The sequence below is a fragment of the Janthinobacterium sp. BJB446 genome, from assembly GCF_002735655.1.
GTDB classification, from domain to species: Bacteria; Pseudomonadota; Gammaproteobacteria; order Burkholderiales; family Burkholderiaceae_D; genus Janthinobacterium; species Janthinobacterium lividum.
The window spans coordinates 64,599-81,362 of record NZ_PDZK01000008.1 but is presented as its reverse complement, the minus strand read 5'-3'; the positions used below and the strand labels follow the sequence as shown (position 1 = coordinate 81,362).

General features: G+C 62.7%; 13 protein-coding genes. 4 read left to right on the top strand and 9 right to left on the bottom strand.

The genetic code is table 11. From position 1 onward, the window contains the following. Positions 1–105 precede the first annotated feature (105 nt). Complete coding sequence (locus CSQ92_RS27445) at positions 106–615, top strand: hypothetical protein (protein ID WP_034784327.1); 510 nt, start codon at positions 106–108, stop codon at positions 613–615. Positions 616–685: 70 nt separating this feature from the next. Here CSQ92_RS27445 and CSQ92_RS27440 read toward each other — a convergent pair whose 3' ends face one another. From CSQ92_RS27440 to CSQ92_RS27420, 5 genes are all read right to left on the bottom strand, one after another. After that, the gene (locus CSQ92_RS27440; RefSeq protein WP_099395919.1) at positions 686–3,841 is read right to left on the bottom strand and encodes an efflux RND transporter permease subunit; all 3,156 of its coding nucleotides are present in this window, start codon (positions 3,839–3,841) and stop codon (positions 686–688) included. A 25-nt stretch (positions 3,842–3,866) separates the two neighbouring features. Then, complete coding sequence (locus CSQ92_RS27435) at positions 3,867–5,090, bottom strand: efflux RND transporter periplasmic adaptor subunit (RefSeq protein WP_099395918.1); 1,224 nt, start codon at positions 5,088–5,090, stop codon at positions 3,867–3,869. 13 nt (positions 5,091–5,103) lie between these two features. Then, positions 5,104–6,342 (bottom strand): TolC family protein, encoded by a 1,239-nt coding sequence (locus CSQ92_RS27430; protein ID WP_143450445.1) that lies wholly within the window; start codon positions 6,340–6,342, stop codon positions 5,104–5,106. Between the two features lie 91 nt (positions 6,343–6,433). Further along, on the bottom strand, positions 6,434–6,808 hold the full coding sequence (czcI, locus tag CSQ92_RS27425; RefSeq protein WP_034784321.1) for a cation efflux protein, CzcI family: 375 nt from the start codon (positions 6,806–6,808) through the stop codon (positions 6,434–6,436). A gap of 42 nt (positions 6,809–6,850) precedes the next feature. Further along, positions 6,851–8,398: a C13 family peptidase gene (locus tag CSQ92_RS27420; protein WP_180277128.1), complete on the bottom strand. Its 1,548-nt coding sequence runs from the start codon at positions 8,396–8,398 to the stop codon at positions 6,851–6,853. Positions 8,399–8,583: 185 nt separating this feature from the next. Here CSQ92_RS27420 and CSQ92_RS27415 point away from each other — a divergent pair, with 185 nt between their 5' ends. After that, a complete protein-coding gene (locus tag CSQ92_RS27415; protein ID WP_099395916.1) occupies positions 8,584–10,527 on the top strand; it encodes a GAF domain-containing sensor histidine kinase in 1,944 nt (647 codons plus the stop codon). 219 nt (positions 10,528–10,746) lie between these two features. On the opposite strand, the gene CSQ92_RS27410 is transcribed toward CSQ92_RS27415, so the two are convergent. Next, positions 10,747–12,252: a DUF3369 domain-containing protein gene (locus CSQ92_RS27410; RefSeq protein WP_034784319.1), complete on the bottom strand. Its 1,506-nt coding sequence runs from the start codon at positions 12,250–12,252 to the stop codon at positions 10,747–10,749. A 436-nt stretch (positions 12,253–12,688) separates the two neighbouring features. Here CSQ92_RS27410 and CSQ92_RS27405 point away from each other — a divergent pair, with 436 nt between their 5' ends. After that, positions 12,689–13,186 carry a DUF3016 domain-containing protein gene (locus tag CSQ92_RS27405; RefSeq protein ID WP_180277127.1) on the top strand — a complete coding sequence of 166 codons (498 nt, stop codon included), beginning with the start codon at positions 12,689–12,691 and terminating at the stop codon, positions 13,184–13,186. Positions 13,187–13,343: 157 nt separating this feature from the next. After that, positions 13,344–13,886, top strand: coding sequence for a DUF3016 domain-containing protein (locus CSQ92_RS27400; RefSeq protein ID WP_092608910.1), 543 nt, complete (start codon positions 13,344–13,346; stop codon positions 13,884–13,886). Here the strand turns inward: CSQ92_RS27400 and CSQ92_RS27395 are convergent. The 3 genes from CSQ92_RS27395 to CSQ92_RS27385 form a co-directional block, all read right to left on the bottom strand. After that, positions 13,874–14,671, bottom strand: a complete 798-nt coding sequence (locus CSQ92_RS27395) for a substrate-binding periplasmic protein (RefSeq protein WP_218964093.1) — start codon at positions 14,669–14,671, stop codon at positions 13,874–13,876. The two genes, CSQ92_RS27400 and CSQ92_RS27395, sit on opposite strands and share 13 nt — an antisense overlap. 41 nt (positions 14,672–14,712) lie before the next feature. After that, positions 14,713–15,156, bottom strand: coding sequence for a thioesterase family protein (locus CSQ92_RS27390; RefSeq protein WP_034784316.1), 444 nt, complete (start codon positions 15,154–15,156; stop codon positions 14,713–14,715). A 131-nt stretch (positions 15,157–15,287) separates the two neighbouring features. After that, complete coding sequence (locus tag CSQ92_RS27385; RefSeq protein ID WP_099395914.1) at positions 15,288–16,736, bottom strand: PQQ-dependent sugar dehydrogenase; 1,449 nt, start codon at positions 16,734–16,736, stop codon at positions 15,288–15,290. Positions 16,737–16,764 lie beyond the last annotated feature (28 nt).

Sequence of the window (16,764 nt, the reverse complement as noted above, 5' to 3'; positions counted from 1 at the left end):
GCCTGGATCGACTATGGCGGGCCGCGCCTTACCTTGCGGCAAGGCGGCACGGGTGGGCGTTTTCGACTATCATGCTAGCCCCGACCTTCCATCACGAGCACCGCCATGAGTACCGATTTTCCCGACTTTTCCGACGAAGCAGCCGAGCAAGACAATGACGCCCCGATCCAGGAGCCGCGCCTGTGGGTAGGCAATGGCTGGACGGCGCGCGTGATCAAGAACGAGGAAGATGAGGGCTGGGCCGTGGCCATGATCAAGGATGGCGAACCGGAGCCGGCCCTGGTGGGCCCGTGGACCATGGGACGCGACAAGAAAAATCCGAAGCCGCTCGACGTCAACGCGTTCAACACGCTGGTCAAGACGGCTTCGGAAGTGCTGCGCCGCCATGAGCAGCAGCTGCATGCGCAATTGCACAAGAACCTGTTTGTCGCCACCGACGAGGGGCAAGTCAAGGTGATGTTCGACATCGTGCCAGACGAAGAGCACCCGTATGCGGAACTGAGCGCCTACGACGCCGACGGCGAGCAGATCGCCAAGGTGCGCACCTCGGCCGCCTTCAAGTTCAACGCCACATCAGCGGCGAACTGGATCGAAGGCGGCTACCGCCGGCCTTGACAGGCGTAGGTCGGATTAGGCCTGAAAGGCCGTAATCCGACGCCACCACCAGCGTCACTAATGTGCCGGATTACGCGCTTGCGCGCTCATCCGACCTACCTCTTGCTGCATACGCCAGCCGGTACAGCAGCGGCAGCACCAGCAGGGTCAATGCCGTCGAAGATAAAATGCCGCCGATCACCACGGTGGCCAGCGGACGCTGCACTTCAGCGCCCGTGCCCGTTGCGATGGCCATCGGCACAAAACCCAGCGACGCCACCAGCGCCGTCATCAGCACGGGCCGCAAGCGCGTGATCGCCCCTACACGTATCGCCTCCTGCAAGGGCATGCCCTGTTCGCGCAGCTGGCGGATATAGGCGATCATCACGAGGCCGTTCAGCACGGCAACGCCGGACAGGGCGATGAAGCCGACTGCGGCCGAGATCGACATGGGAATGCCGCGCAGCCACAGGGCGACGATGCCGCCCGTCAAGGCGAACGGGATGCCGCTGAACACCAATAAGCCATCCTTCACGTTGCCGAACATGGCAAACAGCAAGACGAAGACGAGGGCCAGCGCCACCGGCACCACCAGCTCCAGGCGTTTCGTGGCCGACTGCAATTGCTCGAACTGGCCGCCCCAGCTGGTCCAGTAGCCGGCGGGAATGGCTACCTGCGCTTGCAGCTGCTGCGTGGCGTCGGCCACGAACGAGCCGATGTCGCGCCCGCGCACGTTGGCGCTGATGACGATGCGGCGCTTGCCGTCTTCGCGGCTGATCTGGTTCGGTCCCGGCGCCACTTGCAGGCTGGCCACTTCGCCGAGCGGGATGAAGCGGGCGCGGCCTTCCGCCGCCGCGCCCAGGGGCAGGGCGATGGGCAGGCGTTTGAGTTGCTCCAGGTCGCTGCGCAGGCTGTCGGGCAGGCGCACGACGATGTCGAAGCGGCGGTCGCCCTGGAACAGGGTGCCCGCTTCCTGCCCGCCGATGGCCGTGGCAATCGCCGCTTGCACGTCGGCAATGTTGAGGCCGTAGCGGGCCGCCTGCTCGCGGTCGATCTGCACCGTCAGCATGGGCAGCCCCGTCGTCTGCTCGACCTTCACTTCCGTGGCGCCCGGAATCTTGCCCAGCACGCCAGCGATCTTCGCCGCCGTGCCGTCGAGGACAAGCATGTCGTCGCCGAACAGTTTGACGGCCACGTCGCTGCGCACGCCGGAAATCAGTTCATTGAAGCGCAGCTGGATCGGCTGCGAAAACTCGTAGTTGTTGCCCGGCAAGCTGGTGGCCGTCGCTTCGATTTCCGCCAGCAATTGCTCGCGCGATTTCCCGGGTTGCGGCCACTGGTCGCGGGGCTTGAGCATGATGTAGCCGTCGGAAATATTCGGCGGCATGGGGTCGGACGCGATCTCGGCTGTACCCGTGCGGGCGAACACGCGCGCGATTTCCTTGTGGTTTGCCATCAGCTTGCGTTCCAGCTGCTGCTGCATGGCCAGCGATTGCGTCAGGCTGGTACCGGGGATGCGCAGGGCCTGGATGGCGATGTCGCCCTCGTTCAGGCTGGGCACGAACTCGCTGCCCATGCGCGTGGCCAGCAAGCCCGACAGCACTACGGCCACGGCCGCGCCCGTCAGCACGACGGGCGTGTTGCGCATCACCTTGTCCAGCAGCGGCGCATACCAGCGCTTGGCGGCGCGCATGATGGCGTTTTCCTTTTCCGCCACCTTGTCGCCGATAAACAGCGCCACGGCGGCCGGGATGAAGGTGATCGACAGCAGCATGGCGCCCAGCAGGGCAATCACGACCGTCAGGGCCATCGGCGTAAACATGCGGCCTTCCACGCCCGTCAGGGCAAAGATGGGCAGGTACACGACCATGATGATCAGCTGGCCATACAGCAGGGGGCGGCGCGCTTCTTGTGATGCCGCAAACACTTCGTGAAAACGTTCCTGCAAGGTCAAGGGCCGTCCCAGTTTCTGCTGCGCATGGGCCAGGCGGCGCACGCAGTTTTCCACGATCACCACGGCGCCATCGATGATGATGCCGAAGTCCAGCGCGCCCAGGCTCATCAGATTGGCGCTCACATGGTATTGCACCATGCCCGTAAACGTGAACAGCATGGCCAGCGGAATCACCATGGCCGTGATGACGGCCGCGCGGATATTTCCCAGGAACAGGAACAGGATGGCGATCACCAGCACGGCCCCTTCGAGCAGGTTTTTCTTCACCGTATTGATCGCCTTGTCGACAAGCACCGTGCGGTCATACACGGTGACGGCGTGCACGCCTTTCGGCAGGCTGCGGTTGATCTCCAGCATCTTCTTGTCGACGGCTTGCGAGACGGCGCGGCTGTTCTGGCCGATCAGCATGAAGACGGTGCCGAGCACCACTTCACGGCCGTTTTCCGTGGCCGCGCCCGTGCGCAGCTCGCGCCCCAGCACCACGTCGGCCACGTCGCGGATGCGGATCGCCACGCCCTGCACATTGGCGACGACGATGTTGGCAAGGTCGTTTTTTGATGCCACCTGGCCCGGCGCGCGTATCAGCAACTGCTCGCCCTGCCTTTCGATGTAGCCGGCGCCCACGTTGCTGTTGTTGCGCTCGAGCGCCGTCACCACGTCTTGCAGGCTGATGCCGTAGGCGGCCAGTTTTTCCGGATACGGCGCCACCTGGTATTGCTTGGCGTAACCGCCGATGGCATTGATTTCCGTGACACCCGTGACATTGCGCAACTGCGGCTTGATGATCCAGTCCTGGATTTCGCGCAAGTCCGTCGGCGTGTAAGGCGTGCCATCGGGCTTTTTCGCGCCGTCCTGCGTTTCCACCGTCCACAGGTAGATTTCGCCGAGGCCCGTGGAGACGGGGCCCATCTTCGGCGTGATGCCGGCCGGCAGACTTTCCTTGGCTTCCTGCAAGCGCTCGTTGATCATCTGGCGCGCAAAATAGATGTCCGTGCCATCCTTGAAGATCACGGTGACTTGCGACAGGCCATAGCGCGACAGCGAACGCGTCTGTTCCAGGTTGGGCAAGCCGGCCATGGCCGTCTCGATGGGGAACGTCACGCGCTGCTCGGTTTCCAGCGGCGAATAGCCGGCGGACTGGGTATTGATTTGCACCTGCACATTGGTGATGTCGGGCACGGCGTCGATGGGCAGCTTTTGATAGCTGTAGATGCCCAGGCCAGCCATGGCGGCCACGGCCAGCATCACCAGCCAGCGCTGGTCGATGGCGAAGCGGATCAAGCGTTCAAACATGATGGTTTCCTTAGCCTTGACGTGATCAGTGTTCGTGGCCGGCGGAGTCCTTGCCCAGCTCGGACTTCAGGACAAAACTGCCTTGCGCCGCGTACGGCGTGCCGGCGGCCAGCCCCTGCTTGATGTGTGTCAAGGTGCCATCGCTGCGGCCCAGCACCACGGGCGTGGCCTGGTAGCCATCTTTCACCTGCACGAAGACGACGGGCTTGTCTTCCACCGTCTGGATTGCCGTGCTTTGCACGGTGACGGGCGCGTCCGCTTCGCCGGAGACCACTTCCACCGTGACGAACAGGCCCGGGCGCCAGGCCATGTCGGGATTCAGCAAGCTGATGCGTGCCTTGGCCGTGCGCGTCTGCTCGCCCAGCAGCGCGCCCACATAGGTGATCGTGCCTTGCGCGCTGGCATCGAAGGCGGACGCTTTCACTTCCGCCTTGCCTCCCATGCGCACGGTGGCCAGGTCTTTTGCCGGCACGGCGATTTCCGCCCACACGGTCGACAGGTCGGAAATGACGAAGATGTTCGCGTCTTCCTTGACGGCTTCGCCCAGGGTGATATGTTTTTCCAGCACCATGCCGTCGAACGGCGCGCGGATGTCGTAGCGGTTCAGCGGACCCTTGCTGGCCCCGGTCCCGGTCCCGGAACCACTGGCGCCCAGCGCGCTGAGCTTTTGCTGGGCGTTCTGCACGGCGATTTCCGCCTCGCGCCACGCTTGCTGCGCCTGCAGGTAATCCTGTTCGGCCGAGATTTTTTCGCGCCACAGCTTTTCTTCGCGCTCATAGGTGGAATGGGCCAGCGACAGCCGCCGCTGCGCCGACAGCAGTGCGCTGCGTTGTTCCGACAGTTCCGTGCTGGCGATGACGGCCAGCACTTGTCCCTTCTTGACCAGCTGGCCCAGGTCGGCGTGCACGGCTTCCACCACGCCAGCCAGGCGCGGCACGACGTGGGCCGTGCGGTCTTCATTGAAGCGGATTTCACCGGGCAGGGCGACCGTCGTCTTGATGCGGCCAGGCGCGGCCGTGGCGATGACGACGCCGGCTGCCTTGCTTTGCGCAGCCGTCAATTCCAACCGGCCTTCCACTTCGTCGTGGCCATGTTCGTCTTTCTTTTCAGCATGTGCTTCCGCCTTGACGGCAGGGGCAGGAGGAGCGCTGGACTTGCCCGTGCCGAGGATCAGAGCCGCCAGGACGATGCCGGCGGCGGCGATGGAGACGATGGCGATCGCCTGTTTTTTGTTCAGTGTGATATTCATGGTCGGGGATTCCTTACAGGGGAGCTGGTGTGCCCAGCAGGCGCTCGATGTCGGCGGCGGCGTGATGCGCTTCCGTCAGCGCGCGCAGGTATTGGTTTTTGGCTTGCAGCAAGGTGCGCTGGGCATCGAGCACGTCGAGGAAGGCGAACTTGCCGAACTCGAAGCCCTTGCTGGCCGCGTCGTAGGCGCTCTGGGCGCCAGGCAAGATGTCCTGGCGCAAGCTTTCCACGTCGAGCCGGGCCGTGGCCAGGCGTTCGGTGGCGGCGGCCACGTCCGTTTGCACGGCGATGCGGGCGGCTGCCAGCTCGTCGCTGGCCTTGTCGCTGCGCCGCAGTGCGTCGAGCTTGTTGCCCGCATTGCGGTCGAACAGGGGCAGCGGCAAGGCCAGGCCGATGATGGCCTGGTTGCGGCCCAGCTCTTCCGAACGCTTCATGCCGATACTGACCGTGACGTCGGGCGTGGCGCGCCGCTGTTCCACGTCCAGCATGGCTTGCCGCTGGGCCAGCGCGCTTTGCGCCTGGCGCACGGCCGGGGCCTGGGCCAGGCGGGCCGCCAGTTCGCTGGCCGGGGGCAGCTCAGGCACGGTTTCCAGGCGACCCTCCGCGAGGGTAAAACGTGGCGTGGCGTTGCCCCACAGGGCGGCCAGGCGCTTGCGGGCGCTGGCCAAGGTGCTGCGGGCCAGGTTCAGCTCCAGCCGCACGCTCGCTTCGGCGACCCTGGCGCGGGTTTCTTCGACGGGCGAAGCCTTGCCGGCCGTCACCCGGCGCGCCGTGATGTCGCTGGCGCGCGCGGCCAGCGCCTGCGCGCTGTCGGCCAGGCGCAAGCCTTCCTGCGCCGCCAGCACGTCGACAAAGGCGGAAGTCACGGAGGCGCGGGTTTCCGCCTGCTGCAGCGACAAGCCCGCTTGCGCCAGGTCTTCGCCACGCTGGGCGACGGCGGCGCGCGCCCCCCGTTTGCCGCCCAGTTCGATGAGCTGGTTGAGCTGCACGGTGGTGCTGCGCGAGGCGCGCCGCGTGTCTTCCAGCACGGTTTGCAGTTCCGGATTGGGCAGGGCGCGCGCCTGTTGCAGGGCACCCCCTTGCGCCGCCAGTTCATGGCGGGCAGCGGACAAAGTGGCGTTGCCGCCCTCGGCGAGCTGCAGCGCGGCAGGCAAGGTCAGGGGACCGGCAGGCTCCTGTGGAGCTTGCGCATGGACAAAGTTGCCAGCCAGCAGGCCAGCGGAGAGTAATAACAGATAGATGGATCGGTACATCGAATTCTCCAAAAGCATGGAAAAGAATTCGACGGGACGCGCAGGCTGGCGCCTGGCTTACTGCGAAAAGTGATTGAAACGTCCCGTCGGCCTAGGTGGCCGACGACCAGTCAGGGCGCTTGGGAGCGTCCGGGATGTGGGAAGCGTAAAAGAAGGGGGAAGTGTCCGCATTCACGGAAGCCGTGTCGCCGATGGGCAGGCTGGAGCCGGCCGGCAGCCATGCATGGCCGATGCCGTGGCAGACGTTGCAGTCGCTGTGCGGCTGGCCTTTTTTCTGCTGGTCCGCCACTTTTTTGTCGCCAAAGGGCTGCTTGTCCGCATCGGCCTCTGCCTTGTGCTGGTGGCTGTGGTGGCCCAGGTGCTGCGCCGCCTTGCCTTCCTCGTGCAGGCAATACGCGCTCGCCGCAGCCCAGGACATCTGGAGCGGAAGCACGAACAGCAGCAAAATGAGGAAGAATCGGCGCATGGTGACGACTATTGTACAGAAAGGCGGGCGGCCGTGCCCATGTCAGCGTGCCTGGGCACGCCACGCCTTGAGCTGCGCGGCGATGGCCTTGCCCTGGAACAGCTGCGGCTCGGAATGCTCTTCCGTCTCCATGCCGCCTTCGCGGAAGTCGGCCGCTTCACGGGCCTGCACCAGCACCTTGGCCTTGTCGAAGGCTTCGGCAAAGCCGGCGCTCTTTGGCAGCGCTTCCTTGAAATATGCTTCGCTGAAGTAGGTAAAATCGTTCTGGTCATCGCAGCCGAACGAGGTGCGGTCGCTGCGCGCGGCCGTGATGATGAGGGTGTTGTCATCCTTTAGTGGCGCAATGAAGCCGCCCGCATAGCAGGCCGAGATCACGATGACCTTCCAGCGGATGCCGCTGTGCTTGAGCATGGACGCCAGCTCTTGCGCGGGCAGGCTGTGCAGGTCCATGCCGTTTTGCGCCAGCGCCAGTTCGTGCTCGGGCGAGCCGTGGCTGGTGAGGAACAGGAACAGGATATCGTTATTCTTGTCCATCTTCGCGCCCAGGGCGTCGAGGCTGGCGGCGATGCTGGTGCGCGTGGCCATCGGCTGCTGCGCCACCGTGTTGCGGCTGTTGACCAGCATCAAGGAGCGGCCTACGGTGCCATAGTCGCGGTCGAACTGGCGCTGCACGAAGGCCGTTTCGCGGTGAAACACTTCCTGCGCGCCATCGCCGGCCACGCCCAGCAAATACAGATTGATCTTTTTCGCCGCGTCGCGCGGCAGTACACGGGCCAGGCTGCGTTCCAGCAAGGATTGCTGGCCGTACAGGGCCAGCTCGATATTGTCGCGCGTGAGCTTGTCCAGGGCCGGATCGTCCAGCTGGCCTTCCGTCCAGTTGCCGCTGTCTTCGCGCCGTCCATCCGCCTGCGCCACTGCATAGCGCAGCACGCCCTTGCCGTCGAACTGGCCATTCTTGAAGCCGCCCCGGTATTCGTCGCCCTCGGCCGTGCGCAGCACGCCTTCGCCTTCGAATTTCCAGTCTTTCAATTCGCCTTCGTAATGGATGCCGTCGCTGGTGGTGACCCTGGCCTTGCCCTGCACCTGGCCCTGGACGAATTCGCCTTCGAAGACGGTGCCGTCCGTGTCGGTCAGCTTGCCGGCGCCATGCGGGCGCCAGTGCTTGAAATGGCCTTCAAAGGTGGCGCCATCGGCGCCCTGGAAGCGGCCTTGGCCCTCGAAGCTGCCCTTGACGAAGCTGCCCGTATAAATCTCGCCCTTGGGCGAGGTGTAGCGGCCGATGCCGTCGAAGGCGCCCTGGCGGAAGGCGCCCGTGTATTCGACGCCGGAAGCCTGGCGCAGCTTGCCCTGGCCGGAAAACACGCCGCGCGCGAAGCCCCCTTCGTAAAACGCGCCGCTCGCGTATTCGAGCCGTCCCTGGCCATGCATCTTGCCCGCGACGAGGGGGCCGAAATAGCGTCCGCCATCGGCCGTTTCCGCCGCCGGCGCCTTGGCTGGCGCGGCGCACAGCGGCGGCATACCCAGCGCGGCAAAGGCCAGCAGGCCGGCGAGGGTGTAGGGGCGAAGCGAGGCGCGTAGCGTGGCAGTCATGAGGACGGTCTGGTCTGTAGGAAGGGGCCTAGTCTGCCACTGTATTGCCATCGTGGCAAATGCGCGCGTGGCGTGTGTTGCTCTGCTTCAAGGCAAGATTCTCCGTTTTATGCCGTGCCAAGGCTGGGCTGAACTGATAATATTGATTTTCAGAACATATACTTGCACAAGGTACATAGTCACCCATGGAAAGCCGTCTCAGCCGCCTGGAAGCCGTCCAGACCGTGTTGCTGGAAATCGGGCAGCGCTCGAGCACCTGCAGCGATATCAGTGAATTCCTGCAGGCGGTGCATGCAGCCTTGGGGCGCATCATGTATGCGGCGAACTTTTACGTGGCGCTCAGCGACCGTGACGACGGCCTCGTGCGCTTTCCCTATTTTGTCGACGAGTTCGACGCCGCACCCGACCCGGACGAGGGCGTGCGCCTGGCCAGCGCCGCGCAGTCGCCCACGGCGTGGGTCATCGTCAACCGCAAGCAGCTGGTGATGACGGCCGACGACGACGCCATGCGCGCCATCGGCGGCGGCGCCTGGGGCGGCGGCACGGCGGCCGAACACTGGATCGGTTGTCCGCTGCTGGACCAGCAACACCAGGTGCTGGGCGCCATCGTCATCCAGAGCTATGACGCGCAGCACCGTTTCAGCCTGGAAGACCAGGCCCTGTTCGCGCTGATCGCCACGCACGTATCGAGCGCCCTGCAAGGCATGCAAAGCATGGACCGGCTGGAAAAGGCGGTGCAGGAGCGCACGGCCCTGCTGGCGCACGAGGTGGCCGAGCGGCGCCGCGCGGAAAACCTGCAGCACGCGCTGTATGAAATCGCCAACCTGTCGGCGCAGGCGGCCGACGCGACGACCCTGTACGCGCGCCTGCACGCCATCATCAGCGAACTGGTGACGGCAAAAAATTTCCTCATCGCCCTGTATCACCCGGACAACAAGGACATCACGATCCCGTATTTCGTCGATGAGAAGGATGCGCAGGCGCCCGTGAAACGCTTTCATTACGGCATTGGCATGAGCTCGTATGTGCTGGCGCGCCGGCAAGCCTGTCTGCTGGATGCCAGCAGCTATGCGGCGCTGGTGGCCAGCGGCGAGATGGACGAGCCGCTGGGCAATGTCGGCATCGCCAGCTGGATGGGCGCGCCCATGCTGCTGGGCGACCGGAAATATGGCGTGATCATCGTGCAAAGCTACGACACGTCCGTCGTATATGGCCAGGCGGAACTGGACGTGCTGGCCTTCATGGCCAGCCATGTGGCCGTGGCGATGGCCCGCATCCAGGCCGACAACGCCATGCGCCAGGCCAAGGAAGCGCTGGAAGAGCAGAACGCGGCCCTGAACAGCGCCCTGAGCGCCTTGCAGGAAGCGCAGTCGGAACTGGTGCGGCAGGAAAAACTGGCCTCGCTGGGCCGGCTGGTGGCGGGCGTGGCGCATGAAATCAATACGCCGCTGGGCATATGCGTAACGGCTACCAGCCACCTGGTGCAGGAATTGAAGCTCACGCGCGAAGACCTGGAAGGGGGCCAGCTCGATGAAGATGGCTTGCTGCAATTTTTCGACATCATCGACCAGACCCTGCGCATCATGACGACGAATACCCAGCGCGCCGCGGCGCTGGTGCGCAGCTTCAAGCAGGTGGCCGTGGACCAGTCGTCGGACGAATTGCGCAGCTTTAACTTGCGCAAATACCTCGATGAAATCCTGCTGTCCCTGCAACCAAAGCTGAAGGGCAAGCTGGTCAAGGTGGACATCGACTGCGCGCCCGAGGTGCAGCTGCGCAGCTATCCGGGCGCCGTCTCGCAGATCGTCACGAACATGGTGGTCAATTCACTCGTACATGGCTTTGCCGAAGGCGAACCGGGCAAGATCAAGATCAGCGTGCGGACGGCCGGCGAGATGCTGGAACTCGACTACAGCGACGACGGCATGGGCATGGACAGCGCCACCCTGGGCCAGTTGTTCGACCCCTTCTTCACGACCAAGCGGGGTTCGGGCGGCAGCGGCTTGGGCGCGCATATCCTGTACAACCTGGTGACGGGGCCGCTGGGCGGCACGGTGAAGGTGGTCAGTGCGCCGGGCATGGGGTTGCATTACAAGATACGCTTTCCGCTGGAGCCAAAGAGTGCTTGAAATTTGAAACTTGAAAACAGCGGGCCGGAGACGCGGGCCTGAGAAAATGCCGATGGCGGCGTTGCAGCTCCTTGCCGTACATGCGTACTGTCTGCGTCGCTGCGCCTTGCCCTCGACATTTTTCAGGTCCGCTTGGCCCGGAATGCCCGTGTTGGGGGCGTGGGCCGAAGCCACGTAGGTCGGATTAGCGGCGCAGCCGCGTAATCCGACGTACGCATGCTAATCCGGGAAACGTTGATTCAGCGCCAGCGCTGCATCGAGATTTTCAATCAGTAATTCCACATACTGCGGGTCGAGGTGGCTGCCGCTTACTTCGCGCAGGTAGCCCACCACGCGCTCCAGGGGCCAGGCGTCCTTGTAGCAGCGCTTGTGCATGAGGGCGTCGAAGACGTCGGCCACGGCGGCGATGCGCGCGTATTTGTGGATGTGCTCGCCGACCAGGCCCTGCGGGTAGCCGCTGCCGTCGTATTTTTCATGGTGCTGGTGGGCGATCACGGCGGCCGCCTTCAAGAGCGGGCGCTGCGAGCCGTCGAGGATGGACATGCCCACCGTCGGATGCTGCTTCATGATTTCCCATTCGGCCGCGTCGAGCTTGCCCGGTTTGAGCAGCACGGCGTCGGGCGTGGAAATCTTGCCGATGTCGTGCATGGGCGCCGCGTGGCGCAGCACCATGGTTTCCTCTTCCGACATGCCCGAGGCCTGCGCCAGCAGCTGGCACACTTCGGCCATGCGGCGCACGTGGTTGCCGCCTTCGTGCGAGCGCGATTCGACGACGTCGCCCAGGCGCAGGATCAGCTCGGCCTGGGTATCGGTGATTTCCTGCGTCAGCAGGATGTTGTCGAAGGCGATCGCCACGCCGGAACAGAAGACTTCCAGCAATTGCGCGTCGAGGTCGGAAATTTCTTCCACGCCTTTCAACACCAGCAGCGAGGCCTTGCCGCTGCTGTTGGGAAAGTAGCCGACATAGGTGTCGCCGTGCAGGCGCGAGATCTTGTTGCTCTTGGCATCGTCCAGCTGTGACAGCAGGGACGGGCTGAGGATGCCGTCGTCCGTGTCGCCGATCTGCGCGAGGATTTCATAATCCTGTTCGCCCGAGATGGCGCTGGCGCCGCGCAGGCGCAGCAGCATGCTCGTTTCCAGGCGCAGCAGGGCGACGACTTGCTGCAGCAGGCCGCTGGCGAAGTCGCGCAGGTTGCGCTGCTTGAAAATGTGCGCCGAGGCGGCGATGACGCGCTCGAGTCCCTCGCGGTAATGGAGCTGGGCCTGGCGCGCTTCTTCCACCTTCATGATGTCGCGGTAGGCGCGCAGGGCGGCAAAGGTGGTGGTGAACAGCTTGGTGCGGTCCAGTTCCGTCTTTTCCTTGTAGTCGTTGATGTCGTAGTTGACGATCACCCGTTCTTCCGGCGCCTGTCCCGGCTGTCCCGTGCGCAGCACGATGCGCGTAAACTGGTTGCCGAGGTCTTCGCGCATCCAGCGCGCCACTTCCAGGCCGCTGTCTTCGCGTTCCATCACCACGTCGAGAAACACCAGCGCGATGTCTTCTTCGCGCGCCAGCACCTGCTTGGCCTCGGCGCCGCTGTATGCATGCACGAAACTCAGGGCGCGGCCTTCCAGGCGAAAACGGCTCAGCGTCAGTTTGGTGATGTCGTGGATGTCGGGTTCATCATCGACGAGCAGGACTTTCCAGGGAGGTAACTTGGGTGAGGCTGAAGACAAAAATGACATAAGGGCGAGTTCCGCTAAAAGGCATAACTGACGCAATGCTGAGACGCCCGCGCCAGGCTTGCCTGTGCGCCACTACTGGCGTTGCGCGTTTTTCGGGCGCATTTTATCGATTGTAGACTGACAGCCAAGTATTAACAACAAGCAAGAATAATTGACTAAATTCATGCAACATGCATATCAAAAAAGCACTTTAAATCCACGCTGGCGACACTATGTATACTTTATCGCTTAGGCAACTATATTTTCAAGACAATACTTTGTTTTAATTAATATTGCCAATGAATCTGGAAAAAAAAGTCTGTGTCTGCGCCATGTTCGTTACACGGCGCAAGAAAAGTAACAATGTATTAGTTTCTCTTTAGAATGAAACACATCGCGCTATATTAAAACGTAAAGAATGGCCGGAGCGCCATCCACATTCCTGAAAGGACTCATCATGAAAACGACGCGTACCTTCATTGCTGGTCTTGCCTTGTTGGCGAGCAGCGCCGCCTGGGCGGGCACGGAAGTGCATTTCACCAAGCCGGAACAATTCACGGACCTGTCTTTCGATCAGACGGAGCGTGAGAAAGTGCTCAAGGACTTGACGGCGCATTTCGAGAAACTGGGAGAGTCGCTCAAGCCTGGGCAAACCCTGAAGATCGATGTGACGGATCTGGACATGGCTGGCCGTGAAAATCCCGCCATGCGCTCCACGCAGGATTTCCGCGTGATGACCGGCGGGGCCGATTGGCCGCGCATGCGCCTGCACTATGTGCTGGAGCAAGATGGCAAGGTCATCGCCAATGCCGATGCAGCCCTGTCCGATATGTCCTATCTGACGCGCATCAACCGCTATTCCAGCGGCGACAAGCTGCGTTACGAGAAACAGATGATCGATGACTGGTTTGCCGACACCTTCAAGACGCAAAAAAAGCCATCAATGCGTAAATAAGTTGCCAGCAAGGTGAGATGCGGGTCAGGACGTTATTTGTCTTTTTTGATATATTGCGCTACAGAAATTCCCATTTGATGTATATTTAAGCAAGGTGCCGCGATGAATGGCATTTCGGAGCTTGCCCGCTTGTAAGACTTTTTGAAAGGGATACTGTATGCGCATTTCGAGAGCGACGAAAACCTGGATAGCCGCCGTGATGCTGGTAGCCAGCAGTAGTGCTTTTGCCGGCGTTGAAGTGACTTTTGCCAAGCCGGAAGAGTTTTCAGATTTGCCGTTCAAACCGCATGACCGACAAGATGTGCTGAAGGGTTTAGCAGAACATTTTCAGTTCCTCGGCAAGCGCTTGCGGCCGGGACAGGAACTGAAGATAGAAGTCACCGATGTCGATATGGCGGGACGCGAAGAGCCGGGACGCCATGGTGGCCGTGACCTGCGCGTGCTGAATGGACAAAGTGACTGGCCGCGCATGCGTCTGCGTTATGTGCTCGAGCAAAATGGCAAGGTCATTGCCAGTGGCGAATCCGCCATGTCCGATATGGCGTATCTGCAGCGTCTCAATCGCTATTCCAGCGGTGACGCGTTGCGCTATGAAAAGCAGTTGATCGATGATTGGTTTAAAAGCGCCTTTGATATCACTCCCAAGGGCCGCAGCAATCCGGTAAGCTCCTTGACACCGCCGCAAGTTCAGGGCAAGTAGGCACCCTCGATCCGCGCCAGCTCGCCGTTCTGCCGCATGGCAAGCAGGGCGGCATTCATCTTCTGGATGAAATCGGCCTTGTAGGCGGGCGTATTGCGCGCGCTGTAGGCGATGTAGGTGGCTTCGGACGACAATTCCAGCACTTCGTGCAATTGAAAGCCGTAACTGGCCAGTTCGGCGCCCAGCTGGCGCGCCGTGTGGCGCGCCGCGCCGCGGTCGCTGGCGTAGCAATCGATGCGCCGCAAGGCCAGTTTTTTCAGGTTGGCTTCATTGCCCTTGGCCGCTTCCAGGCGCAGCAACCCCTCGCGGGCCGGCGCCATCAGTTTTTCCGAGAGCAAAAAACCTGTATTGACGCCGATGGTCAGGCCGGCAAAGTCAGCGGGAAACCGCGTGCGCGGCGTGCGCATGACGGCATCATGGCAAAACAGGACCACTGATTCGCGGTACAGCATGGCCGAATACGGTTGCACGTACGGCCGTTGCGTTTTGCGTCCGGGTGGAAACAGGCCGAAAACCTGGCCCTTTTCCAGCGCGGCTAGCCCCCGTTTCCAGGGGCGTGGCTGCAGTTCCAGCCGGTAATCGGGCATCGCACTGGCTGCCAGGCGCAGGATGTCGATATACATGCCCTTGAAAACGCCGTTTTCCACATAGCTGTACGGTGCATAATCGTCGTCGCCGTACAGGATGACGGTTTGCGGCGCGGCATGGCCGATGCCGGGTGCCGCCATCGCGCAGGCGGCCAGCAGGCAGGCGCCGGTGTGGCGCAGGTTAATTTTGCATGTCATCCTGATAAGCATACAGGATGATGGCCAGAATGTACCGCGCCTCAGTCGATCCAGTTTACCTGCGGGAACTTGCTGCCGAAATCTTCCGCCATGGGCACGACCTGGCTGAGCTTATAGTTGAAGAACACAAAACCGGACTTGGCCATGGCGATCAGGGTGTTGTCGCGCGGGCGCGTGATGCGGAAGGTGATGTCGCCGCCATACTTGTTGAAATCCATGACGCCCACTTCGAACAGCAGCTGGTCGCGCGCATGGGCTTCGGCGCGGTAGGTGGTGGCCAGGTCGGTGACGATGATGCCGGTGCCGTCCGCTTCGATGTCGCGCACGCCATATTCGAACAGGAAGCGGGCGCGCGCCTCGGAAATCATGGAAATCATGGAATCGTTGCCGAGATGGTTGCCGGCATTGATGTCCGTCGTGCGTACCGTCAGTTGCGAGGAATAGCAGTACTGGTCTTCAGGAAATTCAAGTTTCAAACGGGCCATGGTGTTCTCTTGGTCTGATGCGCAGGGCGCGGCGGAAATATCAATTCTAGCCGGTTCCCCGCATCCCGTCGAAAAATGCCCTCAGCCGCGTGCGTGCCGTCCGCTTCACTGGCACACAGGTTTGCGTACGCCTATTTACGGACGATCTTGTACACCTTGCCCGTGCCGCTCAGCATGTACAGCTCGTTTTGACCATCCTGGCCAAACGACAGGATGTTGCCCACGTTCGTGATGCCCCAGTCTGTCACGGCCGATGCCGTGCCATTGCTGTAGCTGAAACTCTTCAGCCAGCCGCTGCAGTAGTCCGAATACAGGTACTGCCCCGCCAGCTCCGGCAAGGCCGCCCCCCGGTACACATAGCCGCCCGTGATCGAGCAGCCGCCGGCCGCATCGTGGCCGTATTCGATGGCGGGCAGGACCAGCCCCGCCTGGTTGCAGCTGGCACTGTTGTAGCAGTGCGCGCCTTCCATGATGTTCCAGCCATAGTTGTTGCCCGCCTGGCCCACGGGACGCACATCGACCTCTTCCCAGTTGCCTTGGCCCACGTCGGCGAGGTACAGCAGCTGGGCCGGCACATCGAAAGCGTAGCGCCACGGGTTGCGCAAGCCGTAGGCCCAGATTTCAGGGCGCCCACCTGCCGCCGCAAATGGGTTGCCCGGTGGAATGGCATACGGTTGGGTGACGCTGCTGGCGTTGACGTCCAGGCGCAGCAGTTTTCCCAAGAGCACGTTGGTGTTTTGCGCATTGCCGGGCGGATCGCCCGCGCTGCCGCCGTCGCCCGTGCCCGCATACAGATAGCCGTCCGGTCCAAAGCTGAGCAAGCCGCCATAGTGGTTGCTGAACGTGGGGTGGGCAATCGTCAGGATGGTCAGCGCGGACAGGGGATCGGCCACGTTGGCGTTGCCAGCCGACACTTGCCGCCGCTCGATGACAATATCGCCGGCCAGGTTGGTGTAATACAGGAAGAAATAGCCATTGCTGGCGTATTGCGGATGGAAGGCCAGCGACAGCACGCCTCGTTCGCCGCTCGTGGTGGTGAGCGTACTGATGTCGAGGAAGGGCGTGGCCAGCAGGTTGCCATTTTGCATCACGCGGATGCGGCCGGCCCGTTCGATGATGAACAAACGGCTGTCGCCGGGCGGCGCCGTGAGGAAGATGGGCGCGCTCAAGCCGCTGGCCACTTCCTGCAGCCCCAGGGCCAGCGGCGTGGCGGCCGCATACAGGACGCTGGCGCTGGCCGTCTCCCCCGCATTGACTTGCACCTGCTGCGTGACGGGCGTGGGCGCCAGCGTCCCCGTGCCTTGCGCCACGCTGGCGGCGCTGAGCGTGTAGGCGCCGGGCGCCAGGCCGGTGAGCGTGGTGCTCGCCGTCAGCGCCTTGCTGTATGACGCGGGACCGCCCACCGTGACGGCGCCCGCCACGCCGGCAGGCAAACCGCCGATGCTGACATTCAGGCTGCCGGTGCCGGCGGCAGGCGGATGGTGGCCGCCGCCCCCGCCACACGATACCAGCAGGCTCAGGCAGCAGGCCAGCAGCAAAGCTGACCAGGCAGGGGAAAACCGGGATAGGAAGTGGCGCATGTCAGTCTCCTGCGGGAACGATGAAACG

What these genes read in the sequence shown, in the direction of transcription:
- CSQ92_RS27420 (WP_180277128.1), bottom strand. Translation starts at nt 8,398, where the DNA reads ATGACTGCCACGCTACGCGCCTCGCTTCGCCCCTACACCCTCGCCGGC.
- CSQ92_RS27410 (WP_034784319.1), bottom strand. Translation starts at nt 12,252, where the DNA reads ATGTCATTTTTGTCTTCAGCCTCACCCAAGTTACCTCCCTGGAAAGTC.
- CSQ92_RS27415 (WP_099395916.1), top strand. Translation starts at nt 8,584, where the DNA reads ATGGAAAGCCGTCTCAGCCGCCTGGAAGCCGTCCAGACCGTGTTGCTG.
- CSQ92_RS27440 (WP_099395919.1), bottom strand. Translation starts at nt 3,841, where the DNA reads ATGTTTGAACGCTTGATCCGCTTCGCCATCGACCAGCGCTGGCTGGTG.
- CSQ92_RS27405 (WP_180277127.1), top strand. Translation starts at nt 12,689, where the DNA reads ATGAAAACGACGCGTACCTTCATTGCTGGTCTTGCCTTGTTGGCGAGC.
- CSQ92_RS27445 (WP_034784327.1), top strand. Translation starts at nt 106, where the DNA reads ATGAGTACCGATTTTCCCGACTTTTCCGACGAAGCAGCCGAGCAAGAC.
- CSQ92_RS27400 (WP_092608910.1), top strand. Translation starts at nt 13,344, where the DNA reads ATGCGCATTTCGAGAGCGACGAAAACCTGGATAGCCGCCGTGATGCTG.
- CSQ92_RS27430 (WP_143450445.1), bottom strand. Translation starts at nt 6,342, where the DNA reads ATGTACCGATCCATCTATCTGTTATTACTCTCCGCTGGCCTGCTGGCT.
- czcI (WP_034784321.1), bottom strand. Translation starts at nt 6,808, where the DNA reads ATGCGCCGATTCTTCCTCATTTTGCTGCTGTTCGTGCTTCCGCTCCAG.
- CSQ92_RS27385 (WP_099395914.1), bottom strand. Translation starts at nt 16,736, where the DNA reads ATGCGCCACTTCCTATCCCGGTTTTCCCCTGCCTGGTCAGCTTTGCTG.
- CSQ92_RS27435 (WP_099395918.1), bottom strand. Translation starts at nt 5,090, where the DNA reads ATGAATATCACACTGAACAAAAAACAGGCGATCGCCATCGTCTCCATC.
- CSQ92_RS27390 (WP_034784316.1), bottom strand. Translation starts at nt 15,156, where the DNA reads ATGGCCCGTTTGAAACTTGAATTTCCTGAAGACCAGTACTGCTATTCC.
- CSQ92_RS27395 (WP_218964093.1), bottom strand. Translation starts at nt 14,671, where the DNA reads ATGACATGCAAAATTAACCTGCGCCACACCGGCGCCTGCCTGCTGGCC.